This window comes from Actinophytocola sp. KF-1 (assembly GCF_054661535.1).
Genome location: NZ_BAAFVK010000002.1, coordinates 152,989 through 168,220 on the forward strand (window position 1 = coordinate 152,989; position 15,232 = coordinate 168,220).

General features: G+C 71.3%; 15 protein-coding genes. 8 read left to right on the forward strand and 7 right to left on the reverse strand.

What is annotated here, in order from left to right:
• Positions 1-25: 25 nt before the first annotated feature.
• Positions 26-1,153 (reverse strand): metallophosphoesterase, encoded by a 1,128-nt coding sequence (locus ACYQ77_RS06515; protein ID WP_459708437.1) that lies wholly within the window; start codon positions 1,151-1,153, stop codon positions 26-28.
• Positions 1,150-2,271, reverse strand: a complete 1,122-nt coding sequence (locus ACYQ77_RS06520; RefSeq protein ID WP_459708439.1) for a low temperature requirement protein A — start codon at positions 2,269-2,271, stop codon at positions 1,150-1,152. The genes ACYQ77_RS06515 and ACYQ77_RS06520 overlap by 4 nt, the downstream gene beginning before the upstream one ends.
• A gap of 2,160 nt (positions 2,272-4,431) precedes the next feature.
• Here ACYQ77_RS06520 and dhaK point away from each other — a divergent pair.
• From dhaK to dhaM, 3 genes are read left to right on the forward strand one after another with little or no spacing between them, the layout of a single operon-like run.
• Positions 4,432-5,424, forward strand: coding sequence for a dihydroxyacetone kinase subunit DhaK (dhaK, locus tag ACYQ77_RS06525; protein ID WP_459708441.1), 993 nt, complete (start codon positions 4,432-4,434; stop codon positions 5,422-5,424).
• A gap of 1 nt (position 5,425) precedes the next feature.
• On the forward strand, positions 5,426-6,043 hold the full coding sequence (gene dhaL / locus ACYQ77_RS06530) for a dihydroxyacetone kinase subunit DhaL (RefSeq protein WP_459708443.1): 618 nt from the start codon (positions 5,426-5,428) through the stop codon (positions 6,041-6,043).
• A complete protein-coding gene (dhaM, locus tag ACYQ77_RS06535) occupies positions 6,040-6,759 on the forward strand; it encodes a dihydroxyacetone kinase phosphoryl donor subunit DhaM (protein ID WP_459708445.1) in 720 nt (239 codons plus the stop codon). The genes dhaL and dhaM overlap by 4 nt, the downstream gene beginning before the upstream one ends.
• Here dhaM and ACYQ77_RS06540 read toward each other — a convergent pair.
• The gene (locus ACYQ77_RS06540) at positions 6,715-7,560 is read right to left on the reverse strand and encodes a helix-turn-helix transcriptional regulator (RefSeq protein ID WP_459708447.1); all 846 of its coding nucleotides are present in this window, start codon (positions 7,558-7,560) and stop codon (positions 6,715-6,717) included. The two genes, dhaM and ACYQ77_RS06540, sit on opposite strands and share 45 nt — an antisense overlap.
• Before the next feature lie 101 nt (positions 7,561-7,661).
• Here ACYQ77_RS06540 and ACYQ77_RS06545 point away from each other — a divergent pair, with 101 nt between their 5' ends.
• Together ACYQ77_RS06545 and ACYQ77_RS06550 are read left to right on the forward strand one after the other, a co-directional pair.
• A complete protein-coding gene (locus ACYQ77_RS06545; RefSeq protein ID WP_459708449.1) occupies positions 7,662-8,423 on the forward strand; it encodes an SDR family oxidoreductase in 762 nt (253 codons plus the stop codon).
• A gap of 46 nt (positions 8,424-8,469) precedes the next feature.
• A complete protein-coding gene (locus ACYQ77_RS06550; RefSeq protein ID WP_459708451.1) occupies positions 8,470-9,711 on the forward strand; it encodes a DNA-3-methyladenine glycosylase 2 family protein in 1,242 nt (413 codons plus the stop codon).
• 387 nt (positions 9,712-10,098) lie between these two features.
• Here ACYQ77_RS06550 and ACYQ77_RS06555 read toward each other — a convergent pair whose 3' ends face one another.
• Entirely contained in the window at positions 10,099-10,671 is a 573-nt protein-coding gene (locus ACYQ77_RS06555) for a DUF305 domain-containing protein (RefSeq protein ID WP_459708453.1), read from the reverse strand.
• A 61-nt stretch (positions 10,672-10,732) separates the two neighbouring features.
• Positions 10,733-11,452, reverse strand: a complete 720-nt coding sequence (locus ACYQ77_RS06560) for a lytic polysaccharide monooxygenase (protein WP_459708454.1) — start codon at positions 11,450-11,452, stop codon at positions 10,733-10,735.
• A gap of 132 nt (positions 11,453-11,584) precedes the next feature.
• Between ACYQ77_RS06560 and ACYQ77_RS06565 the strand changes: the two genes are divergently transcribed.
• On the forward strand, positions 11,585-11,968 hold the full coding sequence (locus ACYQ77_RS06565) for an NUDIX hydrolase (protein WP_459708455.1): 384 nt from the start codon (positions 11,585-11,587) through the stop codon (positions 11,966-11,968).
• Positions 11,969-12,008: 40 nt separating this feature from the next.
• Complete coding sequence (locus tag ACYQ77_RS06570; protein WP_459708456.1) at positions 12,009-13,388, forward strand: MFS transporter; 1,380 nt, start codon at positions 12,009-12,011, stop codon at positions 13,386-13,388.
• On the opposite strand, the gene ACYQ77_RS06575 is transcribed toward ACYQ77_RS06570, so the two are convergent.
• Positions 13,347-13,955, reverse strand: coding sequence for a DUF2238 domain-containing protein (locus ACYQ77_RS06575; RefSeq protein WP_459708457.1), 609 nt, complete (start codon positions 13,953-13,955; stop codon positions 13,347-13,349). The genes ACYQ77_RS06570 and ACYQ77_RS06575 overlap by 42 nt on opposite strands.
• A gap of 54 nt (positions 13,956-14,009) precedes the next feature.
• On the opposite strand from ACYQ77_RS06575, the gene ACYQ77_RS06580 reads away from it, so the two are divergent.
• A complete protein-coding gene (locus ACYQ77_RS06580) occupies positions 14,010-14,747 on the forward strand; it encodes an SHOCT domain-containing protein (protein ID WP_459708459.1) in 738 nt (245 codons plus the stop codon).
• A 3-nt stretch (positions 14,748-14,750) separates the two neighbouring features.
• On the opposite strand, the gene ACYQ77_RS06585 is transcribed toward ACYQ77_RS06580, so the two are convergent.
• Positions 14,751-15,227 (reverse strand): (2Fe-2S)-binding protein, encoded by a 477-nt coding sequence (locus ACYQ77_RS06585; RefSeq protein WP_459708461.1) that lies wholly within the window; start codon positions 15,225-15,227, stop codon positions 14,751-14,753.
• Between the last annotated feature and the right edge of the window lie 5 nt (positions 15,228-15,232).

Below are 15,232 nucleotides of genomic sequence, written 5' to 3' on the forward strand. Positions count from 1 at the left end.
AGCGGTTACCCGGAGCCGGTGCCGGTCACACCGGCGAACGCAGCGTCAGCAGCGTGATCTCGCTCGGCGCGAAGATCCGCATCGGCGGGCCCCAGAAGCCCGCGCCGCGGGACGTGTACAGCTGCGTCGGGCCGTGCCGGGACAGGCCCTGGACCGACGGCTGGTCGACGCGGACGAGGTAGTGGAACGGCCAGATCTGGCCGCCGTGGGTGTGCCCGGAGACCTGCAGGTCGACGTGCCCCGCCGTCTCGGCCACCTGCCGGGGCTGGTGCGCGACGAGCAGCACGGCCGCGTCGCCGGGGGCACCCGCCAGCGCCGCGTCGAGCTGGGCGCCGTGGCCGTCGAGGCCGGACGCCTTGGCCGTGGCGTCGTCGATGCCGGCCAGCACGAGCCGGTCGCCGCCGCGTTCGATGACCACGTGGCGGTTGTGCAGGGGCTCCCAGCTGAGCGACGCCATGTGGTCGAGCCACTCCTGGGCCGCGCCGAAGTACTCGTGGTTGCCGGTGACGTACCCGCGGGCGTACCGCGCGGAGATCGTGCCGAGCGGGGCCGCCTGCGACAGCCGCTGCGCGACCGTCCCGTCGGCGATGTCGCCCGCGTGGACGACGATGTCCGGCGTCAGCGCGTTGACCGCCGCCGCGGTGCGCGCCGACCACCTCGTCCGGTCGATGGGGCCGTAGTGGGTGTCGGTGAGCACGACGACCGTCGTGCCGTCGAGGCCGCGGCCGAGGCGGGGGAGCGTGATCTCGGTGCGCCGCACCCTCGGCACCCGCATCGCCTCGAACACGCCCCACACCACCAGCACCGCGCTCACCGCGAGGACCGCGACCGCCACGGCCCGGGACGGCGCCTGCGCGAGCCGCGCCACCAGGCCGAGCAGCGACCAGGCGAACAGCACCCACACGACGCCGAGGACCGTGTCGCCGGTCCGGGCCGCCCAGTCCCGGCCGCGGGCGTGCCCGAGGAACATGAGGAACGGGAACCCGGCCATCGCCACCGCGAACAGCACCGTCCCGGCCACGACGACGGGCGCGGACCACGGCAGCACCAGCGTCGCCCACGGCACGCCGAACAACAGCAGCAGCGCGGTGACCACCACGGCGCCGAACCTGGCGCGGCGCGCGGCTCTCGGCCGCTGCCGGGTCTCTGTCATGTCCGCGAAGCTACTCCGGACGGCTCGCCCGCCGAGCGCGCCACGGTTTGCCGGCCGGCCAGGACAGCCAGCACCACCAGGCCGACGGTGAGCATGAGCCAGCCGCTGACCAGCCCGGCGGGCACGCACAACAGCACCGCGGCCGCCGCGACGACCCGGAGCCACTGCGTGCCGGGGGTGAGGGCGCGGTGGAAGAGCGCGAGCCCCAGCAGGTAGCCGGCCAGGCCGAGCGGCAGGAGCCACAGCGCGAACCCGTGCAGCGGCTCGGTGAAGTAGGTGAGGGCCTTCTTCATGCCGACGGCCGCCATCGTCACGCTGGTGATGATCAGCAGGTAGGCGTGGCCGAACGAGGCCAGTGCCGCACGGCCGCGCCTGGCCGGCGGCATGGCGTCGAGCAGCGCCTCGCTGTCGTGGTCCTCGCGGTCGAAGTACAGCCACCACATGCACGCGCTGATCGCGAGCGCGAGCAGCGACCCGACGACCACGACCGGCACCTGCCCCTTGCCGGAGGCCGCCGTGCCGACCGCGATGATCGACTCGCCGAGCAGGATGATCAGGGCGAGGCCGTGGCGCTCGACGAAGTGGCCCGCGCCGATGGCGAACCCGTCGATCCCCACCACGAACGGCGCCGACCAGCTCACCACGACCGCGACGAGCAGCACCCACACGCGGGCGTCCGGCGGCACGACCCCCGCGACCACGACGAGGAGCGCCCCGAAGACGTTCACCGGGCCGATCTTGGTGATCCCCGAGCGGCCGGACGTGCCGAGGAAGCTCGCCGCGTGGACCACGACGACCGCGAGGTAGGCCAGGCCGAGCACCAGCCCGAACGGCCCGTCGTCGAAGAACCTCGGCGCCGCGAGGGACATCACGAAGTACGCGCCCATGCCCGTGAGCAGCAACACCCGGGGCCCGGTCCGTTCGAGGTCGAGCGAGTTGGTGAGCCAGGCGTACCCGCCGTACATCCACCACACGATGCCCAGGAGCGCGAAGGTCCTGAGGAGCCCCGTCCCGTCCGGCGCCGCGGTGAGGACCGCGGCGATCTGCGTGATCGCGAAGACGAAGACCAGGTCGAAGAAAAGTTCCAGGGTCCGTACCCGCTCGGCTGGTTCCGTCACGCCCGCTCCACTCGTCCTCGGCAGCACGGATCGTAGAACCACCGCCGCCACGGTTTGTTCCGTCCCTGGTCAACGCGACGTAGATCGTGGCAAGCTGCGTGCCGAGGCCCGGCCTGGAGGCGTAACTGTCCGTACCGGAGCTGACCTGCTGATTCTTGCCCTTGACGTCCTGTTGAGACCTGCTGCGTCCTGACGTCGACGGCCTGTAGACGGCCTGGCCTTGATCGTCGACAACGTCTTGCGGCCCCCGGGTAGTGCGGTCATCTTCGGTGGCCGTCTGCTGGGGGGCGCGGCGTGTCTGAGCCGGGTGGCGGTATACCCGATCGGTGCCCATGCCTCGATGAGTTCGTGGTGGGGCCAGAGGACGGTCTGGTTGGGACTGATCTGGTGGCATGGCTGATGCTCCGGAGGTCGTGGCCTGGTGTGGTCCGTTCCTTCGCACTGGCCGTCGGTCAGCGCGGGGTCGTTGCCGTCAAGGGTGGGCGCAGTTCATCGGCGGAGCCGATGCGACGGAGGAGTGCCCTTGATGGCGGCGGGCGGGTGTTAAAGGATCACCGGCTGGTTCGAGCGGACGCCCGTGGTGAGTCGCTGGTGCCATGGTTCAGGGGATGCTGGGTGGCGTTGCCTACCGGGGTGGTGGGCGGCGGCTGTGAGCGGAGCGGCGTCCGCCCGTGCGGCGCGCTTGCGCGCCGCCTTGATCCCATAGAGCCAGATTCGGCAGTATGTGTGGTGAGCATCGGCGGATACGGTCATCGTCCCGTGTGCATCATCTAGGTCGTGGCTGCCTGAAGGGGATACCTTCTAGCCGGTTCTCCGTGACACCCCTCCGTGATTTAACCCACTTGCTGCCGCTTCTTACCCATCCAATTAGATCGGCATGTGTCCACCTCAATGCGTTCATAGCCGCATCTATTGCGGCCATTGGGAACTCAAAGCTAATTTCTTCGCCGGGGGCAACCGTGGTTGATCTAGTTTCTGTCGAATAGCTGAATATCGACGCGCCATGGTCGGGAGCTGTTTTGTGAAGAGGTGGCCAGGTTCGTCTTCGTTTTGATTGCGCAATGGGGAACGTCAGGCAAGCGCTGTGAACAGCCATGGGTTGCCTTCCATTATTTGTGACCGCTACACGGTAGAAAGCTTTCGATGGGTCCATAGCGTCGCCCACGTCGCGGATGACTCTGACGATGAGCTTTGGCCCCGAGTGGACCCATGCGATGATCTGCCAGGTTACCGAGGTCCCTGATAGTCCGAGAGCGATCCAAGCTGCAACATCCGATGAAGTCACGACATGACAATAACAGGAAGGCGGCATTGGGGCGGGTCGCCGCTAGAATATTGCGCCGGTAGGTCAGTTGTCGCCTGTGATGATTATGTAGCTGTCTGGGGACCCTTGTTCAGCTTCGACTTTAAAGTATGCGATAGCTCCGCCTCGATCGCGGCAAGCTGGTCAGATTCTTCGAATATTTCAGACCGTTGGATCGTAAGACTATTCCTCTCTCTTTCGAATTTCAAGCGCTTTTATTGATCCTTCGATTAACGTGCTGCTGGAGCAAGCTAAAGTTTGTGTAGCGCGGGTTGAAGTCGCGGCTACCGTAGTTGACACCGGTTGCTAGTCGTCGCTGTATTGGGTGGCTTTGGGAGGTTGTATCTTGCCAAGCTGCCATTGAGAGATTCCTAATCTTTCTGGGATGACTTCCTGTTCGGGATCGCTCAATGTGTCCTTGAATTGTCGATAAACTGCTGAACCTTGTCCTCGTCGATGAATATCACGGAAGCATCACTGAGGGATGTGGATTGTGTTACGTACCGGACTCGCGTTCCGGCAGGGCGACGGCTACCTCAAGGGAGCCTCGCAACCGGCGTTCTCCATGAGGGAGTGCATGCCCTGCGGCACCCGTTCGCGTCGTTCATGCGCGAACAGGGTGTGTTGATCAAGGAGCTGTCGGAGTACCTCGGCACCACGATCCGGCGGTCACGCTCCGGATCTACACGACATGATGCCGTCCGGCCACGAGCGGGCGCGGATTGCCTCAGGCAAGGTGTTCAAGGCCCGACCGCTGGTCAACGCGACGTAGATCGTGGCAAGCTGCGTGCCGAGGCCGTCAGGACGGCCCGACCAGGTCACCAACGCCATAATCGCAGGTCAGGACGGTGGTTTCCATGAAGAAGATCATCAACGATCCGTCCACCGTCGTCGCCGAGTCCCTGCGGGGGCTGGAGCTCGCGCACGGCGACCTCCTCACCGTGATCCACGACCCCGCCGTCATCGTGCGCGCCGACGCGCCCGTCCAGGGCAAGGTCGCGATCATCTCCGGCGGGGGTTCCGGGCACGAACCCATGCACGGCGGCCTCGTCGGCCCCGGCATGCTCGACGCGGCCTGCCCCGGCGCCGTGTTCACCTCGCCGACCCCCGACCAGGTCACCACCGCGGTCGAGAAGACCGACGGCGGCGCCGGTGCGCTGCTGGTCGTCAAGAACTACACCGGCGACGTGCTCAACTTCGAGACCGCCGCCGAGCTGGCCGAGACCGAGGTCCGCACGATCGTCATCGACGACGACGTCGCCGTGAAGGACTCCACGTGGACGGCGGGCCGCCGCGGCGTCGGCGGGACCGTGCCGCTGGAGAAGATCGCGGGCGCCGCGGCCGCGCGCGGGGACGACCTCGCCGCCGTGCACGCCATCGCCGAGCGGGTCGTCGCGAACGTCCGCTCCATGGGCATGGCCCTGACCGCGCCGACCGTCCCGCACGTCGGCGAGCCCAGTTTCGACCTCGCCGACGACGAGATGGAGGTCGGCATCGGCATCCACGGCGAGCCCGGCCGGGCCCGCGTGCCGGTCGAGAACGCCGACGGGATCGTCGCGCGCCTGCTCGAGCCGATCCTCGAGGACCTGCCGTTCACCGAGGGCGACCGGGTGCTGCTGTTCACCAACTCGATGGGCGGCACGCCGCTGCTGGAGCTGTACCTCGCGCACGGCATCGCCGAGCGGCTGCTCGCCGACCGGGGCATCGTGGTGGAACGACGGCTCGTCGGGCCGTACGTCACGAGCCTGGAGATGCAGGGCATGAGCCTCACACTGCTGAAACTGGACGACGAGCTGCGCGAGCTGTGGGACGCGCCCGTGCACACGCCCGCGCTGCGGTGGGGGAACTGACGTGGGCTGCACCGCGAACGACCTGGTGACCGCCCTCCGCGCGGCCGCGGCCACCATCGAGGAGCACCGCGTCGAGCTGATCCAGCTGGACCGCGCCATCGGCGACGGCGACCATGGCGAGAACATGGACCGCGGGTTCAAGGCGGTGCTCGCCGCGTTCGACGCGAACACCCCGGACAGCCCGGCCGGGGTGCTGAAGGTCGTCGCGACCACGCTGATCTCCAAGGTCGGCGGCGCCGCGGGACCGCTGTACGGCACGGCGTTCCTGCGCGCGGCGACCGCCGTGAAGGACCTGGACGAGCTGACCCCGGCCGACGTGGGGAAGGCGCTCGCCGCGGCCCTCGACGGGGTCGTCGCCCGCGGCAAGGCCGAGCCGGGCGAGAAGACGATGGTCGACGCGCTCGAGCCGGCCGTGCGGGCGGCGAAGGGCGACACCGCGGCGGAGGTCCTCGCCGCCGCTGCGGACGCGGCCGCGACCGGCGCCGACGCCACCGTCCCGCTCGTCGCGCGCAAGGGCCGGGCGTCCTACCTGGGTGAACGCAGCGCCGGGCACATGGACCCCGGTGCGCGGTCGACGGCGTTGCTGCTGCGCGCGTTCGCGACGGTGGCCGCGCGGTGAGCAGGGTCGGGCTGGTCGTCGTGTCGCACAGCGCCGGGCTCGCGGCCGGCGTGGTGGAGGTGGCGGCGCAGATGGCGCCGGACGTCGTCGTGGTGCCCGCGGGCGGGACGGCCGACGGCGGCATCGGCACCGACTTCGACGCCGTGACCGCGGCCGTCGAACGGGCCGAGAGCGGTGCCGGGGTGGTGCTGCTGTACGACCTCGGCAGCGCGCGCATGGTCGCCGAGATGGCCGAGGAGACGACCGACGGCGCCCGGCTCGTGGACGCGCCGCTGGTGGAGGGCACCGTCGCGGCGGCCGTCGCCGCGCAGGGTGGCGCCGACGTCGACGAGGTGGCGCACGCGGCGGAGGACGCGGCGATCGTGCCCGGCGGCCCGGTCGCCACGGACGTGGTCGCGGGCGGTGTCGACATCATCGGCAGCCAGAGCATCGCCGCCGCCACCCCGGTGCCGCCCACCGAGGTGGCGGTGCCGCTGACCAACGAGATCGGCCTTCACGCCCGGCCCGCCGCGCTGGTCGCCAGGGCCATGTCGCAGCTCGACGCGCGGGTCACCGTGCGGTTCGGCGAGGCGACCGCGGACGGCCGGAGCGTGCTCGCGCTGATGGCGCTCGGCGCCCGCGGCGGCGACGAGGTCCTCGTGTCGGCGACCGGCCCGCAGGCCGACGAGGCGCTACGGACCTTCCAGGACCTCGCGGCCCGCGGCTTCGACGAGTGACCAGTCCGCGAGCTGCCGCAACGCCGTCTCGGTCGGCGAGCCGGCCTCGGCCGTGTACGTGACCAGCAGCTGGTCCTCGTCGCTGTGCACCGCGAGCGTCTCGTAGCGCAGGTCGAGGTCGCCGATCAGCGGGTGCCGGATCAGCTTGCGGCCGCTGGTCTTCTCGCGGACCTCCTGCCGCGCCCACAGCGTGCGGAACTCCTGGCTGCGCATCGACAGCTCGCCGACGAGCGCGGCCAGTGCCGGGTCGTCCGGGTGACGGCCTGCGTCCAACCGCAGGTAGGCGACGGTCTCCTCGGCGACCCGGTCCCATTCCGGGTAGAAGTCGCGTGCGGTCGGGTCGAGGAACGTGTGCCGTGCCGTGTTCGGCGACGCGTCGGGGGAGAAACCGGTGACCGCGGCGCCGAGCGGGTTCAGCGCGAGCACGTCCATGCGCCGCCCGAGGACGAACGCGGGCACGTCACGCATCATCTCGAGCAGCCGCCGCAGCTCCGGCCGCACGGTCTGCGCGCGTGCCCTCGGCGTCCGCGTCGTCCGCGCGGGCCGGACCAGCCTGCGCAGGTGGGCGCTCTCCGCGGCGGTCAGCCGCAGGGCGCGTGCGATCGCGTCGAGGACCGCGTCCGACACGGTCGGGGTGCGGCCCTGCTCGAGCCGCGTGTAGTAGTCGACGCTCACGCCGGCCAGCTGCGCCAGCTCCTCGCGCCGCAGTCCGGGCACCCGGCGCCTGCCACCGGCGGGCAGGCCGACGTCGGAGGGCTGGATGCGGGCGCGCCGGGCACGCAGGAACTCACCGATCTCCACGGGACCAGTATGGGTCGCGCTCCCGGGCGCAGCCTGGCCCTGCTGGACCCAGGGAAAACCACGGCCTGGGCAAGCCGGGGGACCGGTCGCAGGGTGGGTGCATGACCTACGAGAACCTCGACGGCCGCACAGCGGTCGTCACCGGTGCCGCCAGCGGCATGGGCGCCGCCGTCGCCACCCTGCTCGCCTCGTCCGGTGCGCGTGTCGCGCTGGTGTCCCGCCGCGCCGACCGCCTCGCCGAGCTGGCGGACAAAATCACCGCGGACGGTGGGAGAGCGCTCGCCGTGCCGGTCGACGTCACCGAGGCGGCCGCCGTGGCCGCCGCCGCGGCGACGATCCGGGCCGAGCTGGGCCGGGTGGACCTGGTGGTGAACAACGCGGGCGTGATGCTCCCGACCCCGATCACCGAGGGCCGCGTCGACGAGTGGCAGCGCATGATCGGCACCAACCTGACCGGCGCGCTGCGGATCGCGCACGCGTTCGTGGCCGACCTGATCGCCGCCGCTGCCGACGGCGGCCCGGCCGACCTGGTGAACGTGTCGTCGATCGGCGCGAACGTCGTGTTCCCGAACTACGCCGTGTACGGCGCGACCAAGGCGGCGCTCAGCCACTTCTCGGCGAACCTGCGTGCGGAGCTGGGGCCGGCCGACGTGCGCGTGACCAACCTCGAACCGGGCCTGACGGACACCGAGCTGGGGTCCCACCTGGACAACCCGGAGCTGAGCGCGCAGCTCGGCGGCATGTACGCGAGCATCCCGGCGCTGACCTCGGAGGACGTGGCTGACCTGGTCGGGTACGTGACGAGCAGGCCGAGGAGGGTCAACCTGGCGAACGTCGTGCTCGTGCCGACCCGGCAGGTCTGACCGGATCCGGCCGGTGACGCGCTCCCCGGTGGGGGATTCTGGTCGGGTGACCACGTACTCGGCCGTCCGCACCACGGGCATCTACTGCCGCCCCGGCTGCGGCGCGAAACCGAACGCGGAGAACGTCAGGACGTTCGACCACCCGGCCGCCGCAGAGGCGGCGGGCTACCGGGCGTGCCTGCGGTGCAGGCCCTACCGGGTGGCGGGCACGGTCGCCGACGAGGCGCCGGAGATCGTGTGCCGCGCGGTGCGGCTGATCATCGACGGCGTGCTGGACGGCGGCACGGAGAACGCGCTCGGCGCCCGGCTGGGGGTGTCGGCGCGGCACCTGCGCCGGATGTTCCACGACCACCTCGGCGTGACACCGGACGGGTTCGCGCGCTCCCGCCGCGCGCACTTCGCGCGGCGGCTGCTCGACGACACGGACGTGCCGATCACGGACGTGGCGTTCGCGTCCGGTTTCGGCAGCCTGCGCCAGTTCAACCGCGCGATGCGCGAGGTGTTCCGCGCGACGCCGAAGGAACTGCGCGCGCGCCGCCGCCGCACCGACCGCCTCGCCGCGGACGGCGGCCTGCTGCTGCGGTTGCCGTTCACCCCGCCTTACGACTGGCCGGCCGTGGCCACTTTCCTCGCGCGCCGCGCCATCCCCGGCGTGGAGTCCGTTGTGGACGGCGTGTACCGGAGGACCATCGTCCTCGACGGCGAACCGGGCATGCTGGAACTCGGCCCTGGCGGGGCCGATCACCTGCTGCTGCGGGCGCACCTGCCGTACTGGGAGGGCGTCATCCACGTCGTGGAACGCGCGGCCCGGCTGTCCGGTGTGGACATCGACCCGGTGGTGGCGCGGACCGAGCTGGGCCGCGACCCGGTGCTGGGCCCGCTGGTGGCGGCGCGGCCCGGGGTCCGGGTGCCCGGGGTGTGGGCGCCGTTCGAGGTCGCGGTGCGCGCGGCGGTGGGCCCGGACGAGGCGTCGGCGCTCGCCGAGCGGTACGGGGTGCCGGTGCCCGGGCTGGGGTACGGGCTGACGCACGTGTTCCCGTCGCCGGAGGTGCTGGCGGACGCGGGAGAACCGGTGGCAGACCTGGCAAAGGCCGTGGCCGCCGGCGAGGAACACCGTGGCCTGGACCCGGACGCGGCGGCGCACCACGCACTGCGAACCGGCGCCCGCGACGCCTTCCCGGCGGGTGACCCCGCGGTGCGCTCGGCGGTGCGTGCCCTGTCGGCCGACCCGGAACGCTGGCGCCCGTGGCGTTCCCTGGCAGCGGTCCACCTGCTGCTGAAGGACTGACGAGCTTGTCTGGTTCGCCCTGCGCGGGGTTTCGCCGTCCTGCGTGGTGTCCTCGCCGGAGGGCGTCCTGCCGGACGGGCCTCCTCGCCGGACGGGCTGGTCTCCGGGATGGCGGCGGGTCGGGCGCGGGGCTGGGATGGCAGGGACACCCTCAGTGGGTGGTGGGGCTTCGCCGCGCTTCGCGGGGTCCGGGTGCCTATCAGGAGCAAGGCGACCTTGCGGCGTGCCTGGTCCGGCCGGGCCGGACCAGGCACCTCCCTCACACCGAGGCGATCCCCCGACCTTCGGGGCGAACGCTTCGACGATCGCCGCGCTGGACTGGTTGCCCGGCGTCAGCTCGATGGGGGAAAGACGTGTGCGAGCACGTGAGTGACAAGGAAAGGATCGTCACGGGTTCAGGTACGTCGCCATCTGCTGGATCTGTGCGGTGCGGGACCTGACGATGCGCCCGGCGAGCGCGCGTGCCTCCGGGTGGCGCCCGTCCTTCTCCTCCATGCGCGCCAGCTCGACCGCGCCGTGCTGGTGGCCGGTCAGCAGGTTCAGGAACCGCGCGTCGAAGTCCGGGCCTGCCGGGGTGTCGCGCAGCACCTGCAGCACCGCGGGGTCGGAGCCGTGCATGCCGCCGTGCCCGGTGTGCGCGTCCGGGTTCGGGTCGTAGGCGATCGGCTGGTCCCACTCCACCAGCCACTTCTTCATCTGGTCGAGTTCGTCGGACTGGGTGGCCGCGATCGCGGCGGCCAGGTCGCGGACGTCGGTGCGGGTCGCGCGTTCCGTCGCGAGCCGGGCCATCTCGATGCCCTGTTCGTGCTGGGGCACGGCCATCTGCAGGTACATCACGTCGGTGTCGTTGTACGAGCCGTCCGGTGGCGGCGCCGACAGCGACACCCCGGTCGTCTCGGTGACCCCGACGCCGCACCCGGCGAGCGCGACCACCAGGACGGCGAGCAGCAAGCGTTTCATCGTGACGCCTCCAGGAGCACCGGCCGGCCCGGGTGCCGGGCCGGCCGGCTCGGCTACCGGATCACAGGGCCTGCCAGAGCGCAGGGGTACTCGGCGGCTCCCAGCCCGGCAGTGCCGTGTGGCTCTGCAAGGCCCGGTACGACGTGCCGTTGTAGGTCACCTGGGACCCGGCCGCGTAGTACGTCCCGCTCGCCCACGTGCCGCCGGCGGGCGGCTGCGTCGGCGGGGGCTCCTCCGACGGCGGCGGCTCGGACGGCGAGCCACCACCGATCTGCAGGTCGACGCACGAGTAGAACGCGTTCGGGGTGTCCGCGATGTTCCACACGGCCAGCAGCTTCTGCCTGCCGCTCGCGCCACCGAGGTTCACGGTGTGCGAGAGCGTGGGCGGCGGCTGCTGGTTGTTGCCGGAGAACTCCGCGACCTTCGTGTTGCCGAGGAAGTACTGGAAGTTGCTGGTCGAGTGCCGGGCGGTGAACGTCCACGTGAACGTGACCGTCGAGCCGACCGACGTGGCCCGCCACGGTTTGCTGTCGTCGTTCAGCTCCGCGAACCGGCTGTCGCCGCCGTTGCAGCTCCGCAGTCCCTTCGGGCCCTCGACCGACTGCGGTTCCCACTTGATGGCACCACAGGACACCGTGCCCTGGGCGCACTGGGCCTGCCGTGACGGCGGGCTCGAGATGTAACCGTGCGCGCTCGCGGTCGCCGCCGGGAGCACCACGAGCCCCAGTGGCGCGATGGTGGCGGCGGTCGCGAACAAGACCAGTTTTCGTTTCAGGCTCATGATCCGATCTCCCGGTACGCAGGGGTGATGCCGGAGATGTGGTCTAGACCACAATATATGGTTTAGACCATCTGAGTTCCGCAGTCAACCTGTCGCGCTCCGTGACCGGTCAAGAAGCGCTAATCTCCGCGCATGGGGGACACCGCCGAGAAGCACCTCGTCTACTGCCGGATCGTGCGCGACGGGGCCGTGCTCTACCTGCGGCGCGCGCCCGGCGTGTTCCGCGGCGGGCAGTGGGAGCTGCCCGGCGGCACCGTCGAACCCGGGGAGGCGCACGAGGCCGCCGCCGTGCGGGAGGTCGCCGAGGAGACCGGGCTCGCCGTCCGCGTCACCGGCGAACGCGGCCGCCACACGTGGATGGACGTCGGCGGCAGGGACCTGCGCATCCACGCGCGGGTGTTCGACGTCGCCGAGTCCGCGCCCCGCGACGTGGTCCTCCACGAGGGCGAGCACGACGACCACGCGTGGGTCGCCGACCCCGCCGCACTGGACCTCGCCGAGCACTTCCGGGTCTGATCTCCACCGGTCCTCGAGCCGCCCGTGGTGCCGTGGACCGGTGGTGGTCGCCGTCTTCCTCGGCACGTTCATGTCGCTGCTCGACGTGAGCGTGGTCAACGTCGCCCTGCCCGCGATGCAGCACGAGCTGTCCGCCGGGTTCAGCACCGTCCAGTGGGTCGTCGACAGCTACACCCTGTGCCTGTCCGCGCTGATCCTCACCGGCGGTTCGCTCGCCGACCGCTACGGCCGCAAACGGCTCTACCTCGGCGGGCTCGGCGTGTTCGTGCTCGGCTCGCTCCTGTGCGCGGTCGCGGCCTCCACCACCTTGCTGATCGCAGGCAGGCTCGTGCAGGGCGTCGGCGCGGCGGCGGTCGCTCCCGGCGCGCTCTCCCTGCTGGTCCAGGGTTTCCCGGAGAGGCGGCAGCAGGCGCGGATGATCGGCCTGTGGGGCGCGTGCGTCGCGCTCGCGGTGGTCGTGGGGCCGCTCGTCGGCGGCGTGCTGACCGAGGCGTTCGGCTGGCCCGCGATCTTCCTCGTGAACCTGCCGCTCGGCGCCGTCGCGATCGTGGCGGGGCTGCGCGGGATCACCGAGTCCGCCGACCCCGCGCACGCGGGCGCCGACCCGGCCGGGCAGGTCCTCGCGGTCGGCTGGCTCGCGGCGCTGACGTACGCGGTGCTGGAGGCCGGGCACCGCGGCTGGGACTCGCCGCTGATCGTGTCGCTGCTGGCGGTCGCCGCCGTGCTGTTCGCGGCCTTCGTCGTGGTGGAGCGGACGGTCGCGCGGCCGATGCTGCCGGCGGGCCTGTTCGCGCGGCCGCGGTTCGCGGTCGTGACGTTCTCCTCGTTCGTGCTCGGGTTCGGCGCGTACGGCAGCTTCTACCTGCTTTCCCTTTTCCTGCAACAGGTCCAGGGCGCGTCGGCGGCCGAGACCGGGGTGCGGTTCCTGCCGTACTCGCTGGGCATCGCGGCCGGGTCGGTGCTCGGCGGCCGCATCGGCGGCGACCGCGTGATGCTCGCCGGCTACACCATGATCGGCGGCGGGCTGCTGTCGCTGCTGCTGGTCCAGCCGGAGAGCGCCTACCCGCTGATCGGCGTGCTGTTCGCGGTGCTCGGCGTCGGCATGGGGTTCGCGATCACGACCACCAACTCCGCCGGCGTTTCCGCGGTGGGCCGGGAACGGTCCGGCACGGCCGCCGCGACCGTCAACGCCGCCCGCCAGACCGGCACCGCGCTGGGCATCGCCGCCCTCGGCGCGATCGTCAACGCCCACCTGGCCGGTGCCGGGTTCACCACCGGGCTGCACTGGGCGCTCGTTCTCGCGGGCGGGCTCACCCTGGTGAGCGCTCTGCTGCTGGTCACCGTGCGGGAGCGGGCAGCGGTCCCCGCGCAGCGGCGGTCAGCGCCCGAGCTGCCGGTCGTGCACCCTGCCGAGCAGTAGCTGCGCCAGCAACGCGCCGCACAGCGCCAGGAACATGTCCCACTGGGTGTCCCACACGTCCCCCTGCGTGGCGAGGAACGCGTCCGCGCCGGCACCGAGGATCACCGCCGACGCCCACTCCACGAACTCGAAGCACGCCGAGATCGCCAGGCACACGGCGGCGGTGAGCGTGAACGTCCACCCGCCGCGCCGCAGCGGGGTGAGCCGCAGCAGCATCTCCCGCACGAGCACCGCGGGCACGAACCCCTGCACGAAGTGGGCGAACCGGTCGTAGTGGTTGCGGGACAGGTCGAACCGGTCGCGGAACCAGTCGCCGAGCGGGGTCTCCGCGTACGTGTAGTGCCCGCCGTAGCAGAGCACGACCGCGTGGCAGACGAGCAGCCAGCACACGAGCCGGGTGAGCGGGAAGCGCCGCCGGAACACCAGCACCAGCGGCGCCCCCAGGAAGATCCAGACCACCTCGAGCGCCCACGTGCCGATGCTCTTCGCGCCGATCGCCGACCACACGAGCGCGGCAACGACGATCGCGACGAGCAGCACGCCTTCCCGTCGCGAGACCGTGGTCACACCGTGATCATATGGCGGCGTCGCGAAACCGGCCCGGCGGGCGATACTCCCGGCATGAAGATCCGCCTCCTCGTCGGCGTCCTCGCCGCCGTCGCCGCGTGGTTCGTGCTGCGGCACTGGGCCTACGTCTCCCACGACATCGAGTGGAACTGCTACGGCAACGGCGAGTGCGGCACCAACGACGGGCGGGCGATGCTCGTGGTCGCCGGGATCGCGCTCGCCGTCGTGGCGCTGGTCCTGCTCGCCTCGGTGCTGCGGGTCTTCGGGATCGGGCTCGTGCTCGCGGCCGCGCCCCTGGCCGTGGTGTCCGGCTGGACGGCGGCGTACGCGGACCGCCGGGTCGAGGTGCTGTCGGACCAGGCCGGCTTCTGGCAGACCGTCGCGATCGTCGGCGGGGTCGTCGCGGTGCTCGGGTTGCTGATCGAGTGGCGGCTGCCGGGACCGTCGTGGCGGCTCGTCGGCTGGGAGCGCGTGGCCGCCGAGGCGGACGACTTCCGCGACGGGACCGCGATGCTCTCGTTCACCGACCTCGAGGGGCGCCCGCACGCGGTGCGCGTGCGGGCGCCCGAACAACTGCGCGGACAGCCCGTCCGCGCGTACTACCTGGTCCGCGACCCGGCACGCGTCCGGGTCGGGCCGGGGAAGCAGCCGGTGCTGACCACGAACCGCGCCGAGGACGGCGACGACGACTCGCTGTCCACGGAGCTGACGCGCCTCGCGGCCCTGCACGCCGAGGGCCACCTGACGGACGCGGAGTTCGAGCAGGCCAAACGCCGCGTCCTCGGTGGCTGAGCCCTACATCCGCGACTCGCCCTTCCTGATCGCCGTCCGGATCCGCTGGTAGGTGCCGCACCGGCAGATGTTGCGCAGCCCGTCCAGGTCCTCGTCGGTGATCGCGCGGCCCTCGGCACGGGCCTTCCGCACCAGCGCGACCGCCGCCATGATCTGGCCCGGCTGGCAGTAGCCGCACTGGGAGACGTCCTCCTCCAGCCACGCCTCCTGCATCGGGTGCAGGTCGCGGCCGACCGTCGCGGGCAGGCCCTCGATGGTGGTGATCTCGTCCGTCGGCTGGATCTTCGACACCGGCACCGAGCACGGCGTGAACGCCTTGCCGTTGATGTGCGAGGTGCACGACTTGCAGACGTTCAGCCCGCAGCCGTACTTCGGGCCGGTCACGCCGAGGATGTCGCGCAGCACCCACAGCAGCCGCACGTCGTCGGCGACCTCGACGTTGACCTGGGTGCCGTTCAGCGTGAACGTGTGTTGTGGCACGGAAG

Coding starts and splice junctions, on each gene's coding strand:
- ACYQ77_RS06560 (WP_459708454.1), bottom strand. CDS start 11,452: ATGAGCCTGAAACGAAAACTGGTCTTGTTCGCGACCGCCGCCACCATC.
- ACYQ77_RS06555 (WP_459708453.1), bottom strand. CDS start 10,671: ATGAAACGCTTGCTGCTCGCCGTCCTGGTGGTCGCGCTCGCCGGGTGC.
- ACYQ77_RS06515 (WP_459708437.1), bottom strand. CDS start 1,153: ATGACAGAGACCCGGCAGCGGCCGAGAGCCGCGCGCCGCGCCAGGTTC.
- ACYQ77_RS06580 (WP_459708459.1), top strand. CDS start 14,010: ATGAAGATCCGCCTCCTCGTCGGCGTCCTCGCCGCCGTCGCCGCGTGG.
- ACYQ77_RS06565 (WP_459708455.1), top strand. CDS start 11,585: ATGGGGGACACCGCCGAGAAGCACCTCGTCTACTGCCGGATCGTGCGC.
- dhaK (WP_459708441.1), top strand. CDS start 4,432: ATGAAGAAGATCATCAACGATCCGTCCACCGTCGTCGCCGAGTCCCTG.
- ACYQ77_RS06545 (WP_459708449.1), top strand. CDS start 7,662: ATGACCTACGAGAACCTCGACGGCCGCACAGCGGTCGTCACCGGTGCC.